General features: G+C 62.5%; 23 protein-coding genes and 1 pseudogene. 9 read left to right on the forward strand and 15 right to left on the reverse strand.

The window, feature by feature from the left end:
* Window positions 1–18 precede the first annotated feature (18 nt).
* The 4 genes from IDM28_RS23195 to IDM28_RS23210 form a co-directional block, all read right to left on the reverse strand.
* On the reverse strand, window positions 19–399 hold the full coding sequence (locus IDM28_RS23195; RefSeq protein WP_101322872.1) for a RidA family protein: 381 nt from the start codon (window positions 397–399) through the stop codon (window positions 19–21).
* Window positions 400–423: 24 nt separating this feature from the next.
* A complete protein-coding gene (gene spoT, locus IDM28_RS23200; protein WP_188036950.1) occupies window positions 424–2,532 on the reverse strand; it encodes a bifunctional GTP diphosphokinase/guanosine-3',5'-bis pyrophosphate 3'-pyrophosphohydrolase in 2,109 nt (702 codons plus the stop codon).
* A gap of 59 nt (window positions 2,533–2,591) precedes the next feature.
* Window positions 2,592–2,855: a DNA-directed RNA polymerase subunit omega gene (gene rpoZ, locus IDM28_RS23205; protein WP_101322874.1), complete on the reverse strand. Its 264-nt coding sequence runs from the start codon at window positions 2,853–2,855 to the stop codon at window positions 2,592–2,594.
* Between the two features lie 256 nt (window positions 2,856–3,111).
* Complete coding sequence (locus IDM28_RS23210; RefSeq protein WP_188036951.1) at window positions 3,112–3,987, reverse strand: LysR family transcriptional regulator; 876 nt, start codon at window positions 3,985–3,987, stop codon at window positions 3,112–3,114.
* 208 nt (window positions 3,988–4,195) lie between these two features.
* Between IDM28_RS23210 and IDM28_RS23215 the strand changes: the two genes are divergently transcribed.
* From IDM28_RS23215 to IDM28_RS23225, 3 genes are all read left to right on the forward strand, one after another.
* Complete coding sequence (locus IDM28_RS23215; protein ID WP_188036952.1) at window positions 4,196–5,578, forward strand: glutamine synthetase family protein; 1,383 nt, start codon at window positions 4,196–4,198, stop codon at window positions 5,576–5,578.
* Between the two features lie 4 nt (window positions 5,579–5,582).
* Window positions 5,583–6,356: a gamma-glutamyl-gamma-aminobutyrate hydrolase family protein gene (locus IDM28_RS23220; RefSeq protein WP_101322877.1), complete on the forward strand. Its 774-nt coding sequence runs from the start codon at window positions 5,583–5,585 to the stop codon at window positions 6,354–6,356.
* A 109-nt stretch (window positions 6,357–6,465) separates the two neighbouring features.
* Window positions 6,466–8,013: an APC family permease gene (locus tag IDM28_RS23225; RefSeq protein ID WP_101322878.1), complete on the forward strand. Its 1,548-nt coding sequence runs from the start codon at window positions 6,466–6,468 to the stop codon at window positions 8,011–8,013.
* Window positions 8,014–8,047: 34 nt separating this feature from the next.
* On the opposite strand, the gene gmk is transcribed toward IDM28_RS23225, so the two are convergent.
* A complete protein-coding gene (gene gmk / locus IDM28_RS23230; RefSeq protein WP_188036953.1) occupies window positions 8,048–8,677 on the reverse strand; it encodes a guanylate kinase in 630 nt (209 codons plus the stop codon).
* Between the two features lie 13 nt (window positions 8,678–8,690).
* Window positions 8,691–9,554 carry a YicC/YloC family endoribonuclease gene (locus IDM28_RS23235; RefSeq protein ID WP_150571444.1) on the reverse strand — a complete coding sequence of 288 codons (864 nt, stop codon included), beginning with the start codon at window positions 9,552–9,554 and terminating at the stop codon, window positions 8,691–8,693.
* A 225-nt stretch (window positions 9,555–9,779) separates the two neighbouring features.
* Here IDM28_RS23235 and rph point away from each other — a divergent pair, with 225 nt between their 5' ends.
* Entirely contained in the window at window positions 9,780–10,502 is a 723-nt protein-coding gene (gene rph, locus IDM28_RS23240; RefSeq protein ID WP_101322881.1) for a ribonuclease PH, read from the forward strand.
* 44 nt (window positions 10,503–10,546) lie between these two features.
* Here rph and IDM28_RS23245 read toward each other — a convergent pair whose 3' ends face one another.
* Window positions 10,547–11,326, reverse strand: a complete 780-nt coding sequence (locus IDM28_RS23245) for an exodeoxyribonuclease III (RefSeq protein ID WP_101322882.1) — start codon at window positions 11,324–11,326, stop codon at window positions 10,547–10,549.
* A gap of 81 nt (window positions 11,327–11,407) precedes the next feature.
* Here IDM28_RS23245 and pyrE point away from each other — a divergent pair, with 81 nt between their 5' ends.
* The 4 genes from pyrE (at window position 11,408) to IDM28_RS23265 (ending at window position 16,141) form a co-directional block, all read left to right on the forward strand.
* Window positions 11,408–12,049, forward strand: a complete 642-nt coding sequence (gene pyrE / locus IDM28_RS23250; RefSeq protein ID WP_101322883.1) for an orotate phosphoribosyltransferase — start codon at window positions 11,408–11,410, stop codon at window positions 12,047–12,049.
* Between the two features lie 105 nt (window positions 12,050–12,154).
* Window positions 12,155–12,673, forward strand: coding sequence for a sigma-70 family RNA polymerase sigma factor (locus tag IDM28_RS23255; RefSeq protein ID WP_150571455.1), 519 nt, complete (start codon window positions 12,155–12,157; stop codon window positions 12,671–12,673).
* Window positions 12,666–13,634 carry a FecR domain-containing protein gene (locus IDM28_RS23260; RefSeq protein WP_150571445.1) on the forward strand — a complete coding sequence of 323 codons (969 nt, stop codon included), beginning with the start codon at window positions 12,666–12,668 and terminating at the stop codon, window positions 13,632–13,634. Before IDM28_RS23255 ends, IDM28_RS23260 begins: the two co-directional genes overlap by 8 nt.
* A gap of 77 nt (window positions 13,635–13,711) precedes the next feature.
* Window positions 13,712–16,141 carry a TonB-dependent siderophore receptor gene (locus IDM28_RS23265; protein WP_188036954.1) on the forward strand — a complete coding sequence of 810 codons (2,430 nt, stop codon included), beginning with the start codon at window positions 13,712–13,714 and terminating at the stop codon, window positions 16,139–16,141.
* A gap of 52 nt (window positions 16,142–16,193) precedes the next feature.
* Here the strand turns inward: IDM28_RS23265 and IDM28_RS23270 are convergent, their stop codons facing one another.
* From IDM28_RS23270 to coaBC, 7 genes and pseudogenes are all read right to left on the reverse strand, one after another.
* Window positions 16,194–16,853 carry a DUF799 domain-containing protein gene (locus IDM28_RS23270; RefSeq protein WP_101322884.1) on the reverse strand — a complete coding sequence of 220 codons (660 nt, stop codon included), beginning with the start codon at window positions 16,851–16,853 and terminating at the stop codon, window positions 16,194–16,196.
* Window positions 16,850–17,221 carry a DUF4810 domain-containing protein gene (locus IDM28_RS23275; RefSeq protein WP_188036955.1) on the reverse strand — a complete coding sequence of 124 codons (372 nt, stop codon included), beginning with the start codon at window positions 17,219–17,221 and terminating at the stop codon, window positions 16,850–16,852. Before IDM28_RS23275 ends, IDM28_RS23270 begins: the two co-directional genes overlap by 4 nt.
* A gap of 30 nt (window positions 17,222–17,251) precedes the next feature.
* The gene (locus tag IDM28_RS23280; RefSeq protein ID WP_188036956.1) at window positions 17,252–17,932 is read right to left on the reverse strand and encodes a CsgG/HfaB family protein; all 681 of its coding nucleotides are present in this window, start codon (window positions 17,930–17,932) and stop codon (window positions 17,252–17,254) included.
* Between the two features lie 150 nt (window positions 17,933–18,082).
* Window positions 18,083–18,994, reverse strand: coding sequence for an acetylglutamate kinase (gene argB, locus IDM28_RS23285; RefSeq protein WP_150571447.1), 912 nt, complete (start codon window positions 18,992–18,994; stop codon window positions 18,083–18,085).
* A gap of 29 nt (window positions 18,995–19,023) precedes the next feature.
* Window positions 19,024–20,397: pseudogene (locus IDM28_RS23290) on the reverse strand (phosphomannomutase/phosphoglucomutase); the annotation flags it as partial.
* Between the two features lie 137 nt (window positions 20,398–20,534).
* Window positions 20,535–20,990, reverse strand: coding sequence for a dUTP diphosphatase (dut, locus tag IDM28_RS23295; protein ID WP_103435557.1), 456 nt, complete (start codon window positions 20,988–20,990; stop codon window positions 20,535–20,537).
* 5 nt (window positions 20,991–20,995) lie between these two features.
* Window positions 20,996–22,207: a bifunctional phosphopantothenoylcysteine decarboxylase/phosphopantothenate--cysteine ligase CoaBC gene (gene coaBC / locus IDM28_RS23300; RefSeq protein ID WP_101322890.1), complete on the reverse strand. Its 1,212-nt coding sequence runs from the start codon at window positions 22,205–22,207 to the stop codon at window positions 20,996–20,998.
* A gap of 123 nt (window positions 22,208–22,330) precedes the next feature.
* Between coaBC and radC the strand changes: the two genes are divergently transcribed.
* Window positions 22,331–23,011: a RadC family protein gene (gene radC, locus IDM28_RS23305; RefSeq protein WP_101322891.1), complete on the forward strand. Its 681-nt coding sequence runs from the start codon at window positions 22,331–22,333 to the stop codon at window positions 23,009–23,011.
* A gap of 6 nt (window positions 23,012–23,017) precedes the next feature.
* On the opposite strand, the gene IDM28_RS23310 is transcribed toward radC, so the two are convergent.
* Complete coding sequence (locus IDM28_RS23310; RefSeq protein WP_150571451.1) at window positions 23,018–24,610, reverse strand: ABC transporter substrate-binding protein; 1,593 nt, start codon at window positions 24,608–24,610, stop codon at window positions 23,018–23,020.
* Window positions 24,611–24,675: the final 65 nt, after the last annotated feature.

Consider the following 24,675-nt stretch of genomic DNA (forward strand, 5'->3'; position numbering starts at 1 on the left):
CGCCCGTCACCTCAGGCATCACTCGATGACGAGGATGGCGTCCATTTCGACCTGGGCGCCCTTGGGCAGAGCTGCCACGCCGATGGCGGCACGCGCCGGGTAAGGCTGCTCGAAGTAGCGGCCCATGACTTCGTTGACCTTGGCGAAGTGGCTCAGGTCGGTCAGGAAGATGTTCAGCTTGACGATGTCCTTGAACGAACCACCGGCAGCTTCAGCCACCGACTTGAGGTTCTCGAACACCTGAACGGTCTGCGCTTCGAAACCTTCGACCAGCTCCATGGTGGTCGGATCCAGCGGGATCTGGCCAGACATGTAGACAGTGTTGCCGGCCTTGATCGCCTGGGAGTAAGTACCGATGGCGGCGGGGGCCTTGTCGCTGGTGATGACGGTCTTGGTCATGGTGACTCCTTGCGGTTGGCGGATTTACGCACGCATGCGGGTGATGCGGACCACGCCGGTCAGGGTGCGCAACTTCTTGATCACACGAGCCAGGTGCACGCGGTCGTGCACGCTGACCACCAGCTGGACCACGCTGATGCGGCCATCGCGTTCGTCCATGCTGATTTTCTCGATGTTGCCGTCGGCGGCGTTGACGCTGCTGGCGAGCAAGGCAATCAGGCCGCGCTGGTGCTCAAGCTCGACGCGCAGCTCGACGTTGAATTCGCCGGTGACATCCTTGGCCCAGGACAGCTGCAGGCACTTCTCCGGGTTGTGGCGGATTTCACTGATGTTGCGGCAGTCTTCCAGGTGCACGACCATGCCTTTGCCGGCCGACAGATGGCCAACGATCGGGTCGCCCGGGATCGGTGTGCAGCATTTGGCGTAGCTCAGCACCAGGCCTTCGGTGCCGCGGATGGCCAGCGGGCCTTCCGGGCTTGGCAGCTGTTCGCCTTCAGCCGAGAGCAGCCGACGGGCGACCACGTAGGCCATGCGATTGCCCAGGCCGATGTCTTCGAGCAGGTCTTCGATGACTTCCAGGCGATACTCGTTGAGGATCGGCTGGACACGTTCCTGCGGGATCTTTTCCAGGCTGCTGTCGAAGCCGGTCAATACCTTGTTCAGCAGGCGCTCGCCAAGGTTGATCGACTCGGAGCGGCGCTGCTGCTTGAGCGCGTGGCGGATGTGCGTGCGCGCCTTGCCGGTGACCACGAAGTTGAGCCAGGCCGGGTTCGGCCGTGCGCCCGGGGCACTGACGATTTCCACCGTCGAGCCGCTCTGCAAGGGCTCGGACAATGGCGCCAGGCGGCGGTTGATGCGGCAGGCAATGCAGCTGTTGCCGACGTCGGTGTGCACCGCGTAGGCAAAGTCGACAGCGGTGGAGCCTTTGGGCAGCTCCATGATTCGCCCTTTCGGGGTGAACACGTAGACCTCGTCCGGGAACAGGTCGATCTTCACGCTCTCGATGAATTCCAACGAGTTGCCGGCACGTTGCTGCAGCTCGAGGATGCCTTTGACCCACTGACGGGCGCGGGCGTGGCTGCCCTTGGGCTGCTCTTCCTCGTTGGACTTGTACAGCCAGTGCGCAGCGATGCCGTTGTTGGCCAGCTCTTCCATTTCGCGGGTGCGAATCTGGATTTCGATGGGGACGCCGTGCATGCCGAACAGGGTCGTGTGCAACGACTGGTAGCCGTTGGCCTTGGGGATCGCGATGTAATCCTTGAAGCGCCCCGGCAGCGGTTTGTACAGGTTGTGCACAGCGCCGAGCACGCGGTAGCAGGTGTCGACCTTGTCGACGACGATGCGAAACGCGTACACGTCCATGATCTCGTTGAAGGCGCGACGCTTGCCGCGCATCTTCCGGTAGATGCCATAGAGGTGTTTCTGGCGGCCGCTGATCTCGCCCTGGATGCCGTCGCTGCCGAGGCAATTGGCCAGGGACTGTTCGATCTTGGCGACGATTTCCTTGCGGTTGCCGCGGGCGCGCTTGACTGCCTGGTGGATGCGCGCCGAGCGCATCGGGTGCATCGCCTTGAAGCCAAGGTCTTCGAACTCTACGCGCACATTGTGCATGCCCAGGCGGTTGGCAATCGGAGCGTAGATCTCGAGGGTTTCCTTGGCAATGCGTCGGCGTTTTTCGCCCGACAGCACTTCCAGGGTGCGCATGTTGTGCAGGCGGTCGGCGAGCTTGACCAGGATCACGCGGATATCCCGCGCCATGGCCATGGCCATCTTCTGGAAGTTTTCGGCCTGCGCCTCGGCCTTGGTCTCGAAGTTCATCTGGGTCAGTTTGCTGACCCCATCGACCAGCTCGGCCACCGTCTCGCCAAACTGCTGGCTGAGGGCTTCCTTGGCGATGCCGGTGTCTTCGATCACATCGTGCAGCATGGCCGCCATCAGGCTTTGATGGTCCATGTGCATGTCGGCGAGGATGCCGGCAACTGCCAGCGGGTGAGTCACGTAGGGTTCGCCACTGCGGCGGCGCTGCCCATCGTGCGCCTGTTCGGCGTAGAAATAGGCTCGCCGAACCAGGTTGACCTGGTCCGGACCGAGGTAGGTCGATAGCCGTTCGGCGAGGGTGTCTATGCTCGGCATGGGTATACCTCCTGCCGAGGAAGAAGTCCGGTTGCCGCGCGACGTCGACCTGGCATCAATCAGACAGCCTCGTTGGACTCGTCCTCGAACGCGGCGAATACCGGATCTTCGGTGACGATCTCTTCGGCAGCCAAGAATTCGTTGGTGATGATGCCTTCAGCGATTTCGCGCAGGGCAACAACGGTAGGCTTGTCGTTTTCCCATGCAACGCGTGGCTCTTTACCACCGGTGGCCAGCTGACGGGCGCGCTTGGTGGAGAGCATGACCAGCTCAAAGCGGTTATCCACGTGTTCCAGGCAGTCTTCTACAGTTACGCGGGCCATGGTCTTCCTCAGTAGCAATGCGGTAGGGCGTACAGCCCATAATGGGCGGTGGACTGGGTAGTTTAAAAAATCACCAGCCAATAGGGAAGGGCTGTTTTATAGCCAGCCTTGCCCGTCAGTCCTGAAACCGCCTCGATCATGCCGCTTTGGCCTGGCCCGCAAAGGCCGGCCCGCAGCGCGAAAGCACCGTTTCAGACGCCTCGATAGCGCTGACGATAACGGTTTCCGGGGCTGCAATACAACAGCCGCAAACGGCTTATCGCAACAATGCTGCGCGCAAATGTGGGGTCAGCTCCTCAAACAGCGTCTGCACTGAGCGCAGCGCACGGCAATCGGGGCGTGTCAGCAGCCACAACTGCGTGTCGCAGCCTGCCAGCGGTGCGCTCAGCGCCTCGACATCAGGCATGTCGTGGACCATGTAATCGGGCAGCGCCGCCACGCCCAGGCCGGTGCTCACCAGCTGCGCGATGGTCGACATGCCGCTGCATTGGTAGCGCGGGTTCAGGCCGGGATACTGCTGGTTGCGCCAGACCACCGTGGGGTGGTCCTGCATCGAGTCATCCGGCGCGATCCAGGCCACGCTGCTGACCGACTGCTCGAGCCGCTCGCGCAGGGCGGCATGGCCGCAGATAACGTAGGAGGTCGAGCCCAGGCAGCGTCCGACCAGATGCTCCGGCGGGTTGTTGGTCAGGCGCAGGGCGATGTCGGCGTCGCGCCGGCTGAGGTTGGCGAAAGTGTTCGAGGTGCCCAGCTCCAGCGACAGCGCCGGGTAATTGGGCATGAACGTCGCCAGTGCCGGCAGCAGCAGGCTGTGCAAAACGGCCTCGGTACAGGTCAGGCGCACCGTGCCGCTGACCACCTGCTCACCGCTGGTCAGGGCAATCCTTGCCGCTTCCAGTGCCAGCTCGGCACGTTCAGCCTGCTCGGCCAGGGCCTGGGCAGTGTCGGTGGGCAGGTAGCCTTTGCGGCTTTTGACGAACAGCGCGGTGCCCAACGCCGACTCCAGGCGGCGAATCGAGCGGAACACCGTCGAAACGTCGACTTTGAGTAGCTCTGCGGCCTTGGCCAGCGAGCGACCGCGCTCAAGTGCCAAGACTAGCGAAAGGTCGGCATGAGTTATCTGATATTGCATTGGTGCACGCTCTGCTTGCCGAAATGCCAATGTCTGTTGCGTTGAGGCCATTTTATAGTGAAACGGCCTGCGGGAATCAATGCACCCCGTCGGGCCGACAATCCCCACGATGGGACAGTGAAAAGAACAACAGCAGCATCCATCGTCGCCCATGAGGCGCCAGCCGTATCTCTCCACATCGCCGCTCCACACCCAAAGGATGTACACCATGACGTCGGTAAACCCGCGCGCCAGCACTTCCAGCGAGATGTCCGACTTTCTCAAGGCGCATCCGGACATCCAGTACGTTGATCTGCTGATCTCCGACATGAATGGCGTGGTTCGCGGCAAGCGTATCGAGCGTGCCAGCCTGCACAAGGTCTACGAGCGTGGCATCAATTTGCCGGCGTCGCTGTTCGCCCTCGATATCAACGGCTCGACCGTGGAGAGCACCGGCCTGGGCCTGGACATCGGCGACGCCGACCGGGTCTGCTATCCGATCCCTGGCACCCTGTGCTACGAGCCATGGCAGAAGCGCCCGACCGCGCAGTTGCTGATGACCATGCACGAAATCGAAGGCGAGCCGTTTTTCGCCGACCCCCGTGATGTGCTGCGCAAGGTAGTGAGCAAGTTCGACGATCTGGGCCTGGATATCTGCGCCGCGTTCGAGCTGGAGTTCTACCTGATCGATCAGGACAACCTCAACGGCCGGCCGCAGCCGCCACGCTCACCGATCTCCGGCAAGCGCCCGCAATCGACCCAGGTATACCTGATCGACGACCTCGATGAGTACGTCGACTGCCTGCAGGACATGCTCGAAGCCGCCCGCGAGCAAGGCATCCCGGCCGACGCCATCGTCAAGGAAAGCGCCCCGGCGCAGTTCGAGGTCAACCTGCATCACGTTGCTGATCCGATGAAGGCCTGTGACTACGCGATCCTGCTCAAGCGCCTGATCAAGAACGTCGCCTATGACCATGAGATGGACACCACCTTCATGGCCAAGCCCTATCCAGGCCAGGCCGGCAACGGCCTGCACGTGCACATCTCGCTGCTCGACAAAAAGACCGGCAAGAACATCTTCACCAGCGAAGACCCGCTCGAAAGCGCGCCGCTGCGCCACGCCATTGCCGGCGTGCTGGAAACCATGCCAGCGTCGATGGCGTTTCTCTGCCCGAACGTCAACTCGTACCGCCGTTTCGGCGCGCAGTTCTATGTACCCAATGCACCGAGCTGGGGCCTGGACAACCGCACCGTGGCCGTGCGCGTGCCGACCGGCAGCAGTGACGCAGTGCGCCTCGAACACCGCGTCGCCGGTGCCGATGCCAACCCGTACCTGATGATGGCGTCGATCCTGGCCGGCATTCACCACGGCCTGACCAACCAGCTCGAGCCGGGTGAGCCGATCGAGGGCAACTCCTACGAGCAGCTCGAACAGAGCCTGCCGAACAACCTGCGCGACGCCCTGCGTGCGCTGGATGACAGCGAGATCCTCAACCAATACATCAGCCCGGACTACATCGACATCTTCGTCGCCTGCAAGGAAAGCGAGCAGGCCGAGTTCGAGGTGTCGATTTCCGACCTCGAGTACAACTGGTACCTGCACACGGTGTAAGCCCATGAGCGCAAACGTGGTCCCTCTGATCGGTGTCAGCGCCTGCCGCCAGCAGGTCGGCAAGAATGCTTCGCACACCGTTGGCGACAAGTACGTGGAGGCGGCCGGCTATGCCGGGATCCCGTTGATCCTGCCTGCGCGCGATGTCGGCAGCGACCCGCTGGCACTGCTGTCGATCCTCAATGGCATCGTTTTCACCGGCTCGCCTTCCAATGTCGAGCCGCACCACTACAATGGCGCCGCCAGCGTTGCCGGCACCCGCCATGATCAGGCGCGTGATCGCCTGACCCTGCCTTTGCTGCGCGCAGCCATCGCCGCCGGCGTGCCGGTGCTGTGTATCTGCCGCGGCTTTCAGGAATTGAATGTGGCCCTGGGCGGCAGCCTGCACCAGCGCGTGCAGGAGCTGCCCGGTTACCTCGACCACCGCGAACCGCAGGACGCGCCGCTGGAGGAGCAATACGGCCCTCGGCATCTGGTGCGCACTGAGGCGGGCGGGCTGTTCGAGCGTTTTGGCCTGCCTGAGCAGTTCGAGGTCAACTCACTGCACAGTCAGGGGATCGACCGTCTGGCCGCTGGCCTGCGTGTCGAAGCACGGGCCCCGGATGGCCTGATCGAAGCGGTGTCGATGCTGGACGCGCCGGGCCTGGTGCTCGGCGTGCAGTGGCACCCGGAGTGGCGTTTCGCCGAAAACCCGGTCTCGCTGCGCCTGTTCAAGGCGTTTCGCGAGGCCTGCAAGGCCCATGCTGTGCGGGAGGTTTCACGCCAGAAAACAGTCTGACGTCAGCCGAAGGTCTCGGATGACTCACCCCCGACAGCAAGCTTTCAATGAGTGAAAGCGGACCCTCAGCGGTCTGTGAAAACAATACCAATATCGACGGCGAATACTCATGAGCGAAAACACAGACAACGGCCGCCCGCCCGGTGCGGCGGCCGCTTCAGACGGCAGCGCCCCTCGCGCCAGCAAAGGCCTGGCCAAGGGCCGGCTGGGCTTGCTGGCCAGCGTGGTGCTGGGCATTTCCACCATTGCCCCGGTCTACACCCTGACCGGCGCGCTTGGCCCGACCGTGCGTGAGGTCGGCGCACACCTGCCAGCAGTGTTCATTGTCGGCTTCCTGCCAATGCTGTTGGTTGCCCTCGGCTACCGTGAGCTGAACGCGGCAGAACCCGACAGCGGCACCTCGTTCACCTGGTCGGCCCGTGCGTTCGGTCCGATGATCGGCTGGATCGGCGGCTGGGGCCTGGTGGTGGCGACCACCATTGTGCTGTCCAACCTGGCCGGTGTGGCGGTGGACTTCTTCTATCTGTTCCTCGCGCAGATCACTGGCGATCAATCGCTGGCGGCGTTGGCCGACAATCTGCTGATCAACATCATCACCTGTTGCGTGTTCATTGCACTGGCGGTATGGATCTGTTGTCGCGGCATGGGCACCACCATGACAGTGCAGTACGGCCTGGTGGCCTTGCAGTTGCTGGTGCTGATCGGTTTCGCCTTTGCTGCCTTCGGCGAAACCACCGCGCCGCCACCACTGGCGTTTGACCTGGCCTGGTTCAACCCTTTCGGCGTCGAGTCGTTCTCGGCGTTCGCTGCGGGCTTGTCGTTGTCGATCTTCATCTTCTGGGGCTGGGACGTATGCCTGACCGTCAGTGAAGAGTCGATCGGCAGCGATGAAGTGCCGGGCAAGGCAGCGACCTGGACGGTGCTGTTGATTCTCTGCCTGTATCTGCTCACCGCCATCGCCACGCTGCAGTTCGCCGGGATCAGTGATGTCGGCCTGGGCCTGGGTAATCCGCGCATTCAGGAAAACGTCTTCGCTCACCTGGCCGGCCCGGTCATGGGCCCGTTGGCGATCCTCATGTCGATTGCGGTGTTGGCCAGTACTGCAGCGTCGTTGCAGTCAACGTTCGTTTCGCCGGCGCGCACGTTGCTGGCGATGGGTTACTACGGCGCGGTACCAAAGCGTTTCGCCAAGGTCTGCCCGCGTTCGCAGACGCCACGCTACGCCACCATTTGCGCGGGCATTGCCGCAGCACTGTTCTACGTGACCATGCGTACCCTCAGCGAGAACGTGCTGGCCGACACCATCACCGCGCTGGGCATGATGATCTGCTTCTATTACTCGCTGACTGCCTTTGCCTGCGTCTGGTACTTCCGCCGCAGCCTGTTCAGCAGCCTGCGGCACTTCCTCATGCGCGGCGTCTGCCCGTTGCTGGGTGGCGCAATCCTGTCGGTGATCTTCGTGCGCACGGCAATCGACAGCGCTTCGCCAGATTTTGGCAGCGGCTCGCATGTGGGTGGGCTGGGGCTGGTGTTCGTGATTGCGGCGATCATCTCGCTGCTGGGCATCTGCCTGATGCTGCTGTCGCGGCTGCGCCTGCCGGCGTTCTTCCTCGGCGCCACCTTGCAGCAGCAGGCCAAGCTGCAACTGCAGGAGTGAAGTGATTTGGGGCCGCTATCGGCCCCAAGACAGATCAGCCAACCAATTGCTCGAGCAGCGCACCATGGCGCTGCTTTTGCTTTGCAAGCAGCAGGCGATTGGAGCGGAATACCGCTTTGATGTCCGCCAGCGCCGCATCGAAATCATCATTGATGATCACGTAGTCGTACTCGTCGTAGTGAACCATCTCGTTGACCGCTTCCTTCATGCGCCCTTCGATGATCTCTTCGCTGTCCTGGCCGCGCCCGGTCAGGCGTTGGCGCAGCGCATCCTGGCTCGGCGGCAGGATGAAGATCGACAGGGCATCAGGCATCAGTTCGCGCACTTGCTGGGCGCCTTGCCAGTCGATTTCCAGAATCAGGTCAAAGCCCTCATCCAGGGTGGATTGCAGGGCGCTGCGGGAGGTGCCGTAAAAGTTGCCGAACACCTCGGCGTGCTCGATGAAGTCACCCTTGTCGATCAGGCTCTGGAACTGCTCGCGGTCGACAAAGTGATAGTTGACCCCGTCTTTTTCGCCCGGTCGCATTGAACGGGTGGTGTGCGAGACCGATACGCGGATATGCGTGTCTTCCCGAGTGATCGCCGTGAGTTCGGTAACCAGGCTGGTCTTACCCGCGCCAGATGGCGCCGAGATGATATAGAGAGTGCCGCTGCAGTGGTTCATGGTCGGGATGGCCTTACTCGATGTTCTGTACTTGTTCACGCATCTGCTCGATCAACACCTTGAGGTTGACCGCCGCCTGCGTACTGCGCGGGTCGAATGCCTTGGAGCCAAGGGTGTTGGCTTCGCGGTTGAGTTCCTGCATGAGGAAATCCAGGCGTCGACCTGCAGCACCACCGGACTTGAGCACCCGGCGCACTTCAGTGATGTGGGTGTTGAGGCGATCCAGCTCCTCGGCGACGTCGCTTTTTTGCGCGAGCAGGACCATCTCCTGCTCCAGTCGCTGCGGGTCGAGTTCGGCCTGCATGTCATGAAAGCGATCGAGGATCTTCTGCCGCTGCACCGCCAGCATCTGCGGCACCAGCGCGCGTAGGGTAGTCACTTCACTGGTCATGCCGTCGAGGCGCTCGTTGATCAGCCGGGCCAGCTCCTGGCCTTCGCGCTGGCGACCGGCCTTGAGCTCCTGCACCGCTTCGTCGAACAAGGCGATGGCTTCGGCATTGAGGGCCTGCGGATCGCTGGCATCGGCCACCAGCACGCCGGGCCAGGCCAGCACTTCCAGCGGGTTCAGCGGCGCGGGCTGCTTGATCAGGCTGGCGACGGTTTCGGCGGCGGCGACCAGTTGCGCGGCGCGCTCGCGGTCGACCTGCAGCGGCTTGCCGGTGCTGTCTTCATTGAGGCGCAGGGTACATTCGACCTTGCCCCGTGACAGCCCTTGGCGCAGGCCTTCGCGCACCGCGCTTTCAAGCTCGCGCAGGGCTTCTGGCAGGCGCAGATGCGGCTCCAGGTAGCGGTGGTTGACCGAGCGCAGCTCCCAGACCAGAGTGCCTTGGCTGCCGGCGCGCTCGACGCGAGCAAAAGCGGTCATGCTGTGCACCATGGCGGACTACCTCGCATAAGAATGATGGGGCAGCCGGGTCAGGCTGCAAGGCGCGCGATTGTAACGCAGAGTGGGCTGCGCGCCCAATTTCGGCCGTGTCATCGATCGCCTTGGCCGCAGCTAGGAGTAGTCGACAGGCTGGCGCCTGCGACGATAGGCATGTCCTCGCCGGGCTGCGGGCTTTATAATGCTCGGCAGATTCGAATCCCAGTACAGGTATCCCAAATGAAACGTCCAAGTGGTCGCGCCGCCGATCAGCTCCGCTCGATCCGCATCACCCGCAACTACACCAAGCACGCCGAGGGCTCCGTACTGGTCGAGTTCGGTGACACCAAGGTCATCTGCACGGTCAGCGTCGAAAACGGCGTGCCGCGCTTCCTCAAAGGCCAGGGCCAGGGTTGGTTGACTGCCGAGTACGGCATGCTGCCGCGTGCGACCGGTGAGCGTAACCAGCGCGAAGCCAGCCGTGGCAAGCAGGGTGGTCGCACCCTCGAAATCCAGCGCCTGATCGGCCGCTCGCTGCGCGCTGCGCTGGACATGAGCAAGCTCGGCGATGTCACCCTGTACGTCGACTGCGACGTGATCCAGGCTGACGGTGGTACCCGCACCGCTTCGATCACTGGTGCCATGGTTGCGCTGGTCGACGCCCTGGCGGTGATCAAGAAGCGCGGCGGCCTCAAGGGCGGCAACCCGCTCAAGCACATGATCGCTGCTGTATCGGTAGGCATGTATCAGGGCGAAGCAGTGCTTGACCTGGATTACCTGGAAGACTCCGCGGCCGAGACCGACCTCAACGTGGTCATGACCAGCGCGGGTGGCTTCATCGAAGTGCAGGGTACCGCTGAAGGTGCACCGTTCCAGCCGGAAGACTTCAACGCCATGCTGGCGCTGGCGCAGAAAGGCATGAACGAAATCTACGACCTGCAGAATGCGGCTTTGGCTGACTGATTGCAGTTGTAACCGCTGGGGCCGCAAAGCGGCCCCAGTGTATGTCAGATCGTCAGAGTCCAGTCATAGTCCACAATCAGTGGCGCATGCTGGGAGAACCGCGGCTGACGCGGCAGGCGGGCACTGCGCACAAAGCGGCGCAAGCCTGGCGTGAGGATCTGGTAGTCGAAGCGATAACCCAGGTTGAGCATCTCGGCCTGTTCGTTATCGGGCCACCAGCTGTACTGATCGCCTTCGCGGCTGACTTCACGCAGCGCGTCGACATAACCCATGTCACCCACGATCGAATCCATCCACGCCCGCTCGGGCGGCAGGAAACCAGGTGACTGCTGGCTGTCGCGCCAGTTTTTGATGTCGAGCTTCTGCTGCGCCACGTAGAACGAGCCGCAATAGATGTATTCACGACGCTTGCGCCGCTGTTTGTCCAGGTACTTGCCGAAATCGTCCATCAACTTGAATTTCTGGTTCAAGTCTTCGTCGCCGTTCATGCCCGAAGGCAGCAACAGGCTGGCAATACTGACTTTGTCGAAATCTGCTTGCAGGTAACGTCCGTAGCGGTCGGCTGTCTCGAAGCCCAGGCCGGTGATGACTGCCTTGGGCTGCATCCGCGAATAGAGCGCCACACCACCTTGGGCGGGCACCTCTGCATCGCAGGCATAAAGGAAATAGCCATCGAGCTGGAAAGCTGGGTCGTCGAGTTCAAAGGCCGAGGCGCGGGTATCCTGAAGGCAGATGACGTCGGCATTCTGGGCTTGTAGCCAACTGAGCAAACCACGCTCGGCTGCAGCCTGAATGCCATTAACGTTCACACTGATGATCCGCATAAATGGCCCCAAAAATCTCGTGCGTGTATGATACCCGAGCTCAACTCATTTAGCTAAATCCGTGGTGTCTGGGACTTTTTCATGCAGCCGTATCAGCGCGACTTCATCCGTTTTGCCATCGATCGCGGCGTTCTGCGCTTCGGTGAATTCACCCTGAAATCGGGGCGTACCAGCCCGTACTTCTTCAATGCGGGGCTGTTCAACAGCGGCTCGGCACTGGCGCAGTTGGGACGTTGCTATGCGGCGGCCATCGTCGACAGCAAAATCCCCTTCGACGTGCTGTTTGGCCCGGCCTACAAAGGCATCCCGCTGGCTTCGGCCACTGCGGTCGCCCTGGCCGACCAGCATCAGCTGGACGTGCCGTGGTGCTTCAACCGCAAAGAGGCCAAGGCCCATGGCGAGGGCGGTAGCCTGGTCGGCGCACCGCTGGAAGGCAATGTACTGATCATCGATGACGTGATCACCGCCGGTACCGCGATCCGTGAAGTGATGCAGATCATCAGCGCGCAGCAGGCCAAAGCCGCCGGCGTACTGATCGCGCTCAACCGCGAAGAGCGTGGCAACGGCGAGCTGTCGGCGATCCAGGAAGTGGAGCGCGACTTCGGTATCCCGGTGGTCAGCATCGTTTCGCTGACCCAGGTGCTCGAGTTCCTCGCTGACGATCCGCAGCTCAAGCAGCACTTGCCAGCGGTCGAGGCGTACCGCGCGCAATACGGGATCTGATCCCGCAGCAGGGCCCGTGCTTGCGCGGGCCACTGGTTATGCTGGTAGAATGAGACCAATTCTCATTCGCGCTTGTCATATCCTGTGCATCCTAATTCAGCGGCGATTCATACTCAGCATCAGGCCATCGATCAACTTTACAGCCATCATCACAGTTGGCTGCAGGGCTGGTTGCGCCGACGCCTGGGCAATGCCGCCGACGCTGCCGACCTGGCGCAGGATACCTTCCTGCGGCTGCTGCGCAGCGGCACTGGCGAGCCGTCGTGCGTCACCGCTCCGCGTGCGTATCTGGCGACCATCGCCAACCGCCTGAGCCTCAACCTGTACCGCCGGCGTTCGCTGGAGCAGGCCTACCTGGACGCTCTGGCGCTGACGCCGGAAGCGTTGTCGCCGTCGCTGGAGCATCAGGCGCTGGTGCTCGAAGCCCTCGACGAAATCGATCAAGTGCTCGCCGTGTTGCCGGGCAAGACCCGCCAGGCGTTCCTGATGTCGCAGCTTGAAGGGTATACCCAGGAAGAGATCGCCAGCCGGCTCGACCTCAGCTTGCGCTCGGTGCAGCGCTATCTGGCGCGCGCATTCGAAGAGTGCATCGTGCTCGCCAGTGAAAACCTGCCGTATGAATAACACACCGATCGACCGGCGCATCGCTCGCGAAGCTGCCAGCTGGTTTGTGCGCCTGCAGCACAGCGCTGCCGGGCCCGCCGAGCACGCCGCTGGCGCGGAGTGGCGTGCGCGTCATGCCGACCATGAGCGTGCCTGGCAACTGGCCGCGCGCTTCAGTGCCCAAGCGCAGTTGCTCGCCGGTGATGCCGAGCGCACCGCCCTGGAGCGGCCACGAGCGGTCGAGCGCCGCCAGGTGCTCAAGACCTTGGCATTGCTGATCGTTGCGGCTCCGCTGGGCGTTACCGCTTACCGCAGTCTGCCCTGGCGCGAGTGGCAGGCGGACCAGCGCACCGCCAGTGGTGAGCAGCGCAATGTGCCCTTGCCCGACGGTGGCCAGATCCAGCTCAACACCGCCAGCGCCATCAATATCGACTACGACGAGAGCGTGCGCCGGGTACGCCTGATCGCCGGCGAAATACTCATCGAACTGCCCCGCCAGCCGTCCAGTCGGCTGTTCATTGTCGAGACCAGCGAAGCGCAGTTGGAGCTGCTTGGCAGCCGCTTTGTACTGCGCCAGTACCCGCAAAGCACCTATCTCGCTGCGCTGGATGGCGCCGCGCTAGTGCGCCCGAAGTTATCCCGAGGTGAGGAAGGCCGGTTGCGACTGGCTGCCGGCCAGCAGACCTACATCAGCGCACTGGCTGCGCAACCCGCGACGGCGCTGGCGCAGAACCATCTGGACTGGCTCAGTGGCACGCTGCGTGTAGAAAAAATGCGCCTGGACGACTTCATCAACGAGCTGGGCCGCTATCGCTCCGGCCTCCTGCGCTGTGATCCGGCAGTCGCTGGGCTGCTGATCTCGGGTACGTTTCAGCTGCGCGACACCGACCAGATCCTGCGCGGCCTGAGCCAGACTCTGCCGGTCAGCGTGACTTACCGAACGGCCTACTGGGTCACCGTCACGGCACGTGCGAACGTTTAGCAAATCGCTGGCGGGTTTTTCTCAGGCTGCGTGTCCCTCCCATAACTACATCACTTTTGCAGGGCAGGGACGGACACATGGCGACGACGCAGGGCACGCAACCACTGGCGCGGGCAGTACACGCGGCTGCATTGGGTTTGATCATCGCGGGCAGCGGCCTGACTGCTGCGGCGCTGCAGGCTGCTGAGCAGGCTGCCCAGCAGCAGCGCACGTACAAGGTGCCAGCCGGTAACCTGAGCAATGCCCTGTCTGACTTCGCCAGCCAGGCCGGTATCACGCTGCCCATTGAGCCGGGGCTGGTGGAAGGCTTGCGCAGCCCGGGCCTGAATGCCGCCGCCAGTGTGCAGGGCGGCCTGCAGCAACTGCTGCAAGGGACCGGCCTGCAAGCCGCGCCGCAGGGTAATGGCCTGTATCTGCTGAGCCCACAGAAAGCTGGCAGCGGCCTTGAGCTGGGCGCTACCAGTATCCATGGCCAAGGCCTGGGCGAGACCACCGAGAACAGCGGTTCTTACACTACAGGCGCCATGCAGACAGCCACCAAGCTGCCACTGACCCTACGCGAGACGCCGCAATCGGTCAGTGTGGTTACTCGCAAGCGCATGGACGACAAGGCCATGACCAGCATCAGCGATGTGGTCAAAAGTGCGCCGGGATTGTTTTTGAACAACTCTGGCGGCCCGGGCCGGCCCAGCTTCAGTGCGCGCGGCTTTGACGTCGACAACGTCCTCTACGATGGTTTTCCCACCAGCTTGCTGACCTACGTGCCCAGCGGCGAGGCCAACCTGGCCATGTATGACCGGGTCGAGATCGTCCGTGGTGCTGCCGGCTTGACCCAGGGTGCGGGCAACCCTGCGGGCGCGATCAATCTGGTACGCAAGCGCCCGACCCATCAGTTTCAGGCCACCCTTACCGGCACCGCCGGTAGCTGGGACGACTACGGCGGTACGCTGGACGTCGGCGGCCCATTGAATGAGAACGGTACCCTGCGCGCGCGCACCGTGGTATCGCGACAGGACTCAAAAAGCTTTCGCGACTCGGTAGAGAGCGATCATGACCTTTTCTACGGCGTGGTAGACGCCGATATCAGCGACAGCACCACCCTGACCGTTGGCGCCTACCGGCAGAAAAACCACACCAACTACATTTGGGGCGGCTTGCCCATGGCCCGTGGCGGCGGCCATCTGGGGCTACCCCGCGACACCTTCCTGGGGCACGACTGGGAATACTCGGACGACCGCACTACCGGTTATTTCGCCACTCTCGAGCAGGGGCTGGGCGATGACTGGACGCTGCGCATGGCCGCGATGCAGGCGACCACCGAAACTGAAGTGTTGGCCTCTTCGGTGTGGGCCTACAATCGCCACTATCTGTGGGCGGAAGACATGCAGCAAAAGGAAACCGGCTATGATCTGGCGCTCAATGGCCCCTTCCAGTTGCTCGGCCAGAGCCATGACCTGACCTTTGGGGTCAGCAAGCGCAAGCTGGATTATCGCTCAACCACGCCCTGGGGCATTTTTCTTGACTCGGGCACCAACCTGTTTGCCTGGAATCCACGCGGGCATGTCAAACCGGACTTCGATACTGGCGCCTACGGCCGTCCCGAAACCACCACTCAGGACAGCGTCTACGCCAGCACCCGTCTGCGTCTGACCGAGCCGCTGTCGTTGATTGTTGGCGGCCGTGTCGACTGGTACGAATTCGAGGACAGCAAAAACAGCGAAGCGAGCTACAAGGTCACCCGCAATCTGACCCGCTATGCCGGGCTCGTCTACGATCTGGACGTCCACCATTCGGTGTACGTCAGCTACACCGATATCTTCAAGCCGCAGAGCAGCAAGGGCCTGGACCGGAAGGTGCTTACACCGGTGGTGGGCGAGAATTACGAGATTGGCATCAAGGGCGAGTACTTCGAGGGGGCGCTGAACGCCAGCATGGCGCTGTTCCAGATCGACCAGAAAAACCGTGGCCAGGAACTGCCCGACGCCAAAGGCTGCGGCGCAGGTGCCGCCAGTGCCTGCTATGAAGCGTCAGGGTTGGTCCGCAGCCGTGGTATCGACCTGGAAGTGCAGGGCGCATTGACCGACAACTGGCAGCTTGCCGCCGGTTATACGTATACCCAGACCAAATATGTCAGTGATGCCAATCCAGCTCGCGAAGGCGAGGACTTTGATCGGACCAAGCCGCGTCAGCTGTTCAAGCTGTCGACCATCTACACCCTGCCGGGTGAGTTGCAGCGCTGGCGGGTGGGGGGAGATGTCTACCAGCAGAGCCGCATTCGTACCGCGGGCGGCACGGGTAGCACGGCGTGGGAGAACCAGCAGGGATCCTACACCGTGGTCGGTCTGGTGGCGGGTTACCAAGCCAGCGAGCAGCTGGATCTGCAGGTCAACCTCAACAACCTGTTCGACCGCACCTACTACAGCAGTGTGGCCAATGGCGCTTACAGCCCGTATGACATCTACGGCGATCCACGCAACGTCAAACTGACGGCCCGTTACAGCTTCTGATCAAGTTGGGATTGCTGGGGGCGCTTTCGCGCCCCTTCGCAAGACAATGGATTCAGTCTGTACCGTACTTGGGCGAGCGCGGGCCATACAGAATGCCGCCGTTCGGATACGGTGACAGCAACCGCGCGCTGGTCATGCCGGCAATCGGGTAGCCGGCGTCATCCTGCACGCTGCTGATGACCTGGTTGACCGCCGCCATCACCAACATGCCGATCAGGCCACCCTGGTTCTGCCGACCTTCCTCACTGGACGCTGTGGCGCTACCGGTCCACAGCGTGGTGCCGGTCTTCAGGTCGACCAGCTTGGCGCTGGCGGTAACGATGGTCGCGCTGCTGAGCACCATGTAGCGGGTGCCGTAGTCACTCACGGTCACGTACAGGCCGGCATCGGCGCCGAAGATTTCCTGCAACTTGCTGGTCGGCAGCTCATGGATATCCGACGGCGTAGTCATGCCGTTCTGGCGGAAGGTCTCGTCGACCAGCGCCACCGGCATTACGTAATAACCCGCTTCGGCCAGCGGATAGGTCACCTGCGCAAGCATGCTGTAGGTGGCCTTGACGTCCGGCGACTGGTTCAGCGGCGGCAGAATCAGGATCGACTTGGGCCGCGCCTGCTTGTACGCCGAGTAGTCCACGCTGCGGCGCTCGGCGCAACCGGCGAACAAGGCCAGCACGCAGGCGCCGACGATCAGTTGGGTGATCCGCTTGATCATTGCTTGGCTCCTTTGCGCGCGTTGTTCATGAGAAAGTCCATGTACTTGGCCGACTCAGGGAACAAGGCCTTTTCAGTCTGGAACTGCTGAATCATCTGGTCGTCCTTGCCCAGGCTGGAATAGATCAGCCCCAGCTGCGCGTGGTAACCCGGCGGCACGGCGCCATTCTTGGCCTTGATCTTCTCCAGGTCGCGCTCAAGGGCGATGGCCTGTTCTTCCTTGGCCTGGCCCTTGAAGTACTCGTTGACCTGCGGCTGGTAGCTTTCCCACTGATACAGTGGTTTGTGCGGGGTGCCGCAGCCGGTCAGCAGAACGCTGCCCAGCACAACGCCGGCGACCAGGCGCCAGCCTTGAGAGATGATGCTCATGAAGGTGTCTTCCTTGTTGTGCTGCTCAGCTTATCGGACTTGAGGCTTCCATTGGCCGTTGTCGATCGCGTCGACCATCTTGTTGATCGCTTCGCGCATGGCCAGGTCGAGGACCTTGCCGTTGAGCGTGGAGTCATAGCTGGCGGTACCGCCAAAGCCGATGATCTCGCGATTGGAAAGGGCGTACTCGCCGGCACCCTGGGTCGAATAGACCACTTCCGAGGTGCTGATATTGACGATGTTCAGCGCCACTTTGGCGTAGGCGATCTGGGTCTTGCCGCGGCCAAGAATGCCGAACAGCTGGTGGTCGCCGACTTCTTTGCGGCCGAACTCGGTGACGTCACCGGTGACCACGAAATCCGCACCCTTGAGCTTCTGCGCCATGCCCTTGATGGTTGCTTCCTGCTGGATCTCGCCCATGTTGTCGCGATCAAGCACATTGAAGCGGTTGGTCTGCTGCAGGTGGGTGATGAGGATGGTCTTGGCCTGGCCGCCGAGGCGGTCGACGCCGTCGGAGAAGATCCCGCGCATGTAGCTGGAACGGTTGTCGAACTTGCCCACAGCGATTGGGGTGCGTTGGCCGCTGTACGGGCGGTTGACGCTTTCGACCTGTTGCACGGCAACAGCTTTGGACGTTTCAGTGGCGCAGCCGGCGAGGGACCCGACAGCCAGAACGGCTGCCAGCACGAGTCCATGTGATGCGTATTTCACGCGCTTTCTCCAGGGTAGGTATTAGTTTTTGCAGGGGTGTTGCGGGTCCGCTTTGCGGCCCTTCGCGGGCAAGCCCGCTCCCACAGGATGCACTGCTGGCCCTGTGGGAGCGGGCTTGCCCGCGAAGGGCTGCCAAGCAGCCCCGACAAATCAGGCCAAAGCGCGCTTGCTGTTGGTGATCAAAGTGCCTACACCGCTGTCGGTGAAGATCTCCAGCAGCACCGCGTTCGGTACGCGACCGTCGATGATGTGCGAACTCTGCACGCCGCCCTGGACTGCTTCCAGTGCGCATTTGATCTTCGGCAGCATGCCGCCGTAGATGGTGCCGTCGGCGATCAGCTCGTTGACTTGCTCGGTGGTCAGGCCGGTCAGGACCTGGCCCTGCTTGTCCATCAAACCGGCAATGTTGGTCAGCAGCATCAGCTTCTCGGCCTTCAGCGCTTCGGCAACCTTGCCGGCAACCAGGTCGGCGTTGATGTTGTACGACTCACCGTTGGCGCCGACACCGATCGGCGCGATCACCGGGATGAAGTCACCGCGGACCAGCATGTTGAGCAGGTCGGTGTTGACCCCGACCACTTCGCCGACGTGGCCAATGTCGATGATCTCGGGCGAGGTCATCTCTGGCGTCTGGCGGCTGACCTTGAGCTTTTTCGCGCGGATCAGTTCGGCGTCCTTGCCGGTCAGGCCGATGGCGCTGCCGCCATGGCGGTTGATCAGGTTGACGATGTCTTTATTGACCTGGCCGCCGAGCACCATCTCGACCACGTCCATGGTCGCCGAGTCGGTCACGCGCATGCCGTCGATGAAGTGGCTCTCGATCGACAGACGCTTGAGCAGGTCACCGATCTGCGGGCCACCGCCGTGCACTACCACCGGGTTGATGCCGACCGCTTTCATCAGCACGATGTCGCGGGCAAAGCCGGTCTTGAGCTCTTCGCTCTCCATCGCGTTGCCGCCGTACTTGATCACCAGCGTCTTGCCGACGAAGCGACGGATGTAAGGCAGCGCTTCGGACAAGACTTCGGCTACATGGGAGGCGGCTTCGCGATCGAGGGTCATGCAGGGCTCCAGTGGGTACGGATAATCGGTCAGAACGGCAGTTGCAGGTCAGGGGCAACCCGCAGCAACTGCGCGCGGAAAACATCCTTGATACGTTGCAATTCGGCCTCGCTGTCGGCTTCGAAGCGCAGCACCAGCACCGGCGTGGTGTTGGAGGCGCGGACCAGGCCCCAGCCTTTGGCGTAGTCGACCCGCACACCGTCGATGGTGGTCAGGTTGGCTTCACCCCAGTCGGCGTCGCGTTGCAGTGCATCAATGATGCTGAATTTACCCTCGTCGGTCACATCAATATTGATTTCCGGCGTAGAGATGTCGTTCGGGAATGCAGCGAACAGGCTCTCGGCGTCCTGCTCGGCCTGGCTCAGGATCTCGAGCAGGCGTGCGGCGCTGTAGATGCCGTCGTCAAAGCCGAACCAGCGTTCCTTGATGAAGATGTGCCCGCTCATTTCGCCAGCCAGCAAGGAACCGGTCAGCTTCATCTTCTTCTTGATCAACGAGTGACCGGTCTTCCACATTAGCGCGCGACCGCCGTGCTGTTCGATCAGCGGGGTCAGGCGACGGGTGCATTTGACGTCGAAGATGATCTCGGCGCCTGGGTTGCGCGACAGCACGTCCTGGGCAAACAGCATCAGCAGGCGGTCGGGGTAGACAATGCTGCCGGTGTTGGTCACCACGCCCACGCGGTCGCCGTCGCCATCGAAGGCCAGGCCGATATCGGCGCCGGTTTCCTTGACCTTGGCAATCAGGTCTTGCAGGTTTTCAGGCTTGCCCGGGTCCGGGTGGTGATTGGGGAAGTTGCCGTCGACCTCGCAGAACAGCGGGATCACTTCACAGCCCAGGGCCTCGATCAGTTGCGGGGCATTGACGCCCGCTGCACCGTTGCCGCAGTCGACCACTACCTTGAGTTTTTTCGCCAGTTTCACATCGCCGACGATCTGCTGATGGTAGCGCTGGAGGATCTCGACCTGCTCGACGCTGCCTTCGCCGCGGCTCAGGTCATCTGTTTTCAGGCGGGTCAACAGGGCCTGGATCTGCTCGTTGGCGAGGGTGTCGCCGGCGATGACGATCTTGAAACCGTTGTAGTCGGACGGGTTGTGGCTACCGGTGAGCATCACCCCGGAGGTACCGGCCAGCACGTTGGCGGCGTAATACAGGGCAGGGGTTGGCACCAGGCCAACGTCGCTGACCTTACAGCCGGCTTCGACCAGGCCCTTGATCAGTTGCTCGACCAGCATCGGCCCGGACAGGCGACCGTCACGGCCAACCGAGATATTCGGCTCGCCCTGAGCGAGGGTCTGGGCGCCGATGGCACGACCGATCCAGTAAGCGGTTTCAGCGTGCAGGGTCTTGCCGACCACGCCGCGGATGTCATAGGCGCGGAAGATGCTCTCAGGCAGTGCAGGGACCAGCTGGGCCATATCGTTCATCTCTGGGAAAGCTCCAATGTCTAAGGCTTCTGGGTAGGCGCAAACTGCACGCTTGGACGGTACTTTCGCCAGAGAGTTCGCCATCCGTGGCGCAAACGATCGTTCTCTGGCCGTTATTGGCTGCCCGAATGACCGAAGCCGCCAGCGCCACGTTGGCTCTCGTCGAAGGCCTCGACGATGTCGAAATGCGCTTGTACCACAGGTACCAGGACAAGCTGTGCAATACGCTCGCCAATGTTGATGGTGAAAGCGGTATTGCCGCGGTTCCAGCACGACACCATCAGCTCGCCCTGGTAATCCGAGTCGATCAAACCGACCAGGTTGCCGAGCACGATGCCGTGTTTGTGGCCCAGCCCCGAGCGCGGCAGGATCAACGCCGCCAGGCCTGGATCGCCGATGTAGATCGACAGGCCGGTCGGGATCAGCAGGGTCTGGCCCGGCTCCAGAACGGTGTCCTGTTGCAGCATGGCGCGCAGGTCCAGGCCAGCGGAGCCAGGCGTGGCGTACTGCGGCAGGGGGAATTCGGCGCCGATGCGCGGATCGAGAATCTTGGCTTGAAGAGCGTGCATGTAACTTATTGAACCTGCTTGAGTCGTTCGGCGATAAAAGCAACCAGCTGGCGGGCGATCTTGCCCTTGCTGGTCTGCGCGAATAGGGTCTGGTGCTGCTGGCGGTCGATCACGGTCAGGGCGTTTTCCTCGCTGTTGAAGCCGATGCTGGGGTTGGCCACATCATTGGCGACGATCAGGTCGAGGTTCTTGTCCTTGAGCTTGCGCGTGGCGTAATCGAGCAAGTGTTCGGTCTCGGCGGCAAAGCCGACGCTGAACGGGCGGTCGGCACGGCCAGCAATGGTCGCAAGGATATCCGGATTACGCACCATCTGCAGCAGCATGCCGTCGCCGGTCGTAGGATCCTTCTTGAGCTTCTGCGTGGCGACTACTTCCGGGCGGTAGTCCGCAACCGCAGCCGAAGCGATGAACAGGTCGCACGGCATAGCGGCTTCGCACGCCGCGAGCATGTCCCGCGCGCTTACCACGTCAATCCGGTTGACCCGGTCGGGGGTCTGCAGGTGCACCGGGCCGGTCACCAGGGTTACCCGAGCCCCGGCTTCGGCAGCCGCTTCGGCCAGGGCGAAACCCATCTTGCCGGAGCTATGATTGGTGATGTAGCGCACCGGGTCGATGTTTTCCTGGGTCGGCCCGGCGGTGATCAGCACGTGCTTGCCGGTCAGTGCCTGGCGCTTGAAGCTCTCGGCGGCGCACCAGGCCAGGTCGGTGGCTTCAAGCATGCGGCCAAGGCCGACATCACCACAGGCCTGGCTGCCGGAGGCCGGGCCGAATACCTGAATGCCACGGCTTTGCAGCAGTTCCAGGTTGGCCTGGGTCGCCGGGTCGCGCCACATCGCCTGGTTCATCGCCGGGGCGACGGCGACGGTGGCGTCGGTGGCCAGCACCAGGGTGGTCAGCAGGTCATTGGCCATGCCTTGGGCCATGCGCGCCATGAGGTCGGCGGTGGCCGGGGCAATGAGCACCAGATCGGCCCACTTGGCCAGTTCGATGTGGCCCATCGCCGCTTCGGCGGCAGGGTCGAGCAGGTCCATGTGCACCGGGTGACCAGACAGCGCCTGCAAGGTCAGCGGGGTGATGAACTCGGCACCGCCGTGGGTCATCACCACGCGCACCTGGGCGCCGTGTTCCAGGAGTCGGCGAATCAGCTCGGCGCTCTTGTAGGCGGCGATGCCGCCACCGACGCCGAGAACGATGCGCTTGCGATACAGCCGCTGCATAGGCTTGCCTTTTTTCAGTAAGCGGATGACGACGATGGGGCCTGCGGCAGATCGTCGCATTTTTGAAGCGAAATAGATTAACACACGGCTTAAACGCGCCGCAGCAGCACTCAAGGAGCAGTAATGAACATCAGGGAATGGCCGGCCGACGAACGGCCGCGAGAAAAGCTGTTACAGCGCGGCGCAGCCGCATTGTCCGATGCCGAATTGCTCGCCGTGCTGCTGGGTTCGGGGGTAGCCGGGCGCAATGTCGTCGACCTTGCCCGCGGCTTGCTGGTGCGCTTTGGCGGCCTTCGCCAGTTTCTCGAGGCGCCACGCAGCGCAGTGCTCGGTGAGCCTGGGCTGGGACCGGTGAAGTACGCGCAGTTGCAGGCGCTGCTGGAGACCGGGCGGCGTTATCTGCACGAGACCATCGAACGTGCCCCCGCGCTGGAAAGCCCGATGGCAGTGAGACGTTACCTGAAATCGATGCTGCGCCATGAACCTAGTGAGGTATTTGGCTGCCTGTTTCTCGACTCCAAGCACAGGCCGTTGGCGTTCGAGATCCTCTTTCGCGGCACCATCGACCGGGCCAGCGTGTACCCACGTGAGGTAGTCCGGCGCTCGCTGGTGCACAACGCCGCGGCGCTGATCATCTGCCACAACCATCCTTCCGGGAGCAGCGAGCCGAGCCAGGATGATGTGCACCTGACAATGACCCTCAAACGCGGGCTGGCGCTGATCGATGTGCGTGTGCTCGATCACCTGATCATCGGCGAGGGCGAGCCGCTGTCCATGGCCGAGGAGGGCTGGATCAGCGGCTGATCATGCTTAGCGAGTGACCGAGACCTTGCTGAAGTCCAGCCGCCCGAACGGGCTCACCTGGTAGCCCTCGACACCCTTGGCCAGCAACGTTGCGGCGGTTGGGTGAGCCAGCGGCAGCCACAAAGCCTGTTGCTGGATCAGTGCCTGGGCCTGCTGATACAACCGGCTGCGCACGCTTTGGTCGTTGGTGGTGCGGCCAGCGTTGATCAGCTGGTCCAGACGGCTGTCGCAGAAGCGCGCGAAGTTGGTCCCGGACTTGACCGCCGCGCAGGAAAACTGCGGGCTGAGGAAGTTGTCCGGGTCGCCGTTGTCGCCGGCCCAGCCCATGAACAGCAAGTCATGCTCGCCGGCTTTGGCGCGGCGGATCAGCTCGCCCCACTCGATCACGCGGATTTCGGCCTTGATGCCGATCTTGGCCAGGTCCGCCTGCAGCATCTGTGCGCCGAGGTTGGGGTTGGGGTTGAGCAGGCTGCCCGATGGGCGGGTCCAGATGGTGGTGCTGAAGCCGTCTGGCAGATCCGCCTTGGCCAGCAGCGCCTGGGCTTTTTTCAGGTCGGTCGGGTAGCCAGGCAGGTCCTTGGCGTAACTCCAGGTGTTGGCCGGGTAAGGGCCGTTGGCGGCGGTTGCGGTGCCCTCGAACACGGCTTTGAGATAACTCGACTTGTCGAAGGCGAGGTTGATCGCCTGACGCACCTCGGGCTTGTCCAGCGGCGGATGCTGGCTGTTGATGGCGACAAAGGCGGTCATGAAGGCAGGGGTGGACTCGACCTTGAGCTTGTCGTCCTCGCTGGCCGCAGTGATATCCAGCGGCTTGGGCGAAAGCGCCACCTGGCATTCGTTGCGTTTGAGTTTCTGCAGGCGCACGTTGGCGTCCGGGGTGATCGCGTAGATCAGCGGCCCGACCGCAGGTTTGCCGCCGAAGTACTCAGGGTTGGCCTCGTAGCGTACCTGCGCGTCCTTCTGGAAGCGTTTGAACACGAACGGGCCGGTACCTATCGGTTGCGTGTTGAGCTTCTCTGGGGTGCCTGCCTTGAGCAGCTGATCGGCGTATTCAGCCGAGTAGATCGAGGCAAAGCCCATGCTCAGGGTGGCCAGGAAGGTCGCATCCGGATGGCTCAGGGTGAAGCGCACGGTGTGCGGGTCGCTGGCATCGATCGACTTGATCAGGCTACCCAGCTGCAGCGACTGCGCGTGCGGGTAGCCGCCGGGCGCGGTCTTGTGCCAGGCGTGAGCGGGGTAGAGCATGCGCTGGAAGCTGAACAGCACATCGTCGGCGTTCAGGGCCCGGCTTGGCTTGAAGTAGGCGGTGCTGTGGAATTTGGCGTCGTCACGCAGCTTGAAGTCGTACACCAGACCGTCGGCCGAGACCGTCCAGCTCAGCGCCAGGCTTGGCACCACTTTGCCCTGCTTGGCATCGAATTCGACCAGACGGTTCATCAGCACGTCGGCCGAGGCATTGGTGGTAGTCAGCGAGTTGTACTGCACCACGTCGAAGCCTTCCGGGCTGGCTTCGGTACACACCACCAGTGGTGCGGCCTGGGCGAGGCCGGCCAGCAGCAGGCTGGATGAAAACAACAGGGAACGAGCGGCGGCGCGCATGTAAAGTCCTTGGCTGATCAGTGACCCATCTGCCGGTGCAGTCTGGAAATGTCCTACCCTAGTGT

Source organism: Pseudomonas sp. EZ-C24 (assembly GCF_014525325.1).
GTDB classification, from domain to species: Bacteria; Pseudomonadota; Gammaproteobacteria; order Pseudomonadales; family Pseudomonadaceae; genus Aquipseudomonas; species Aquipseudomonas shirazensis.

Excerpts from the sequence above, each read along its gene's own strand:
- IDM28_RS23245 (WP_101322882.1), bottom strand. The coding sequence starts at position 11,326 with ATGCGGATCATCAGTGTGAACGTTAATGGCATTCAGGCTGCAGCCGAG.
- IDM28_RS23310 (WP_150571451.1), bottom strand. The coding sequence starts at position 24,610 with ATGCGCGCCGCCGCTCGTTCCCTGTTGTTTTCATCCAGCCTGCTGCTG.
- IDM28_RS23235 (WP_150571444.1), bottom strand. The coding sequence starts at position 9,554 with ATGGTGCACAGCATGACCGCTTTTGCTCGCGTCGAGCGCGCCGGCAGC.
- argB (WP_150571447.1), bottom strand. The coding sequence starts at position 18,994 with ATGACCCTCGATCGCGAAGCCGCCTCCCATGTAGCCGAAGTCTTGTCC.
- pyrE (WP_101322883.1), top strand. The coding sequence starts at position 11,408 with ATGCAGCCGTATCAGCGCGACTTCATCCGTTTTGCCATCGATCGCGGC.
- IDM28_RS23215 (WP_188036952.1), top strand. The coding sequence starts at position 4,196 with ATGACGTCGGTAAACCCGCGCGCCAGCACTTCCAGCGAGATGTCCGAC.
- dut (WP_103435557.1), bottom strand. The coding sequence starts at position 20,990 with ATGCACGCTCTTCAAGCCAAGATTCTCGATCCGCGCATCGGCGCCGAA.
- IDM28_RS23195 (WP_101322872.1), bottom strand. The coding sequence starts at position 399 with ATGACCAAGACCGTCATCACCAGCGACAAGGCCCCCGCCGCCATCGGT.
- IDM28_RS23265 (WP_188036954.1), top strand. The coding sequence starts at position 13,712 with ATGGCGACGACGCAGGGCACGCAACCACTGGCGCGGGCAGTACACGCG.
- spoT (WP_188036950.1), bottom strand. The coding sequence starts at position 2,532 with ATGCCGAGCATAGACACCCTCGCCGAACGGCTATCGACCTACCTCGGT.
- IDM28_RS23270 (WP_101322884.1), bottom strand. The coding sequence starts at position 16,853 with ATGATCAAGCGGATCACCCAACTGATCGTCGGCGCCTGCGTGCTGGCC.
- IDM28_RS23210 (WP_188036951.1), bottom strand. The coding sequence starts at position 3,987 with ATGCAATATCAGATAACTCATGCCGACCTTTCGCTAGTCTTGGCACTT.
- rph (WP_101322881.1), top strand. The coding sequence starts at position 9,780 with ATGAAACGTCCAAGTGGTCGCGCCGCCGATCAGCTCCGCTCGATCCGC.
- coaBC (WP_101322890.1), bottom strand. The coding sequence starts at position 22,207 with ATGCAGCGGCTGTATCGCAAGCGCATCGTTCTCGGCGTCGGTGGCGGC.
- IDM28_RS23260 (WP_150571445.1), top strand. The coding sequence starts at position 12,666 with ATGAATAACACACCGATCGACCGGCGCATCGCTCGCGAAGCTGCCAGC.
- IDM28_RS23275 (WP_188036955.1), bottom strand. The coding sequence starts at position 17,221 with ATGAGCATCATCTCTCAAGGCTGGCGCCTGGTCGCCGGCGTTGTGCTG.
- IDM28_RS23225 (WP_101322878.1), top strand. The coding sequence starts at position 6,466 with ATGAGCGAAAACACAGACAACGGCCGCCCGCCCGGTGCGGCGGCCGCT.
- gmk (WP_188036953.1), bottom strand. The coding sequence starts at position 8,677 with ATGAACCACTGCAGCGGCACTCTCTATATCATCTCGGCGCCATCTGGC.
- rpoZ (WP_101322874.1), bottom strand. The coding sequence starts at position 2,855 with ATGGCCCGCGTAACTGTAGAAGACTGCCTGGAACACGTGGATAACCGC.
- IDM28_RS23220 (WP_101322877.1), top strand. The coding sequence starts at position 5,583 with ATGAGCGCAAACGTGGTCCCTCTGATCGGTGTCAGCGCCTGCCGCCAG.
- radC (WP_101322891.1), top strand. The coding sequence starts at position 22,331 with ATGAACATCAGGGAATGGCCGGCCGACGAACGGCCGCGAGAAAAGCTG.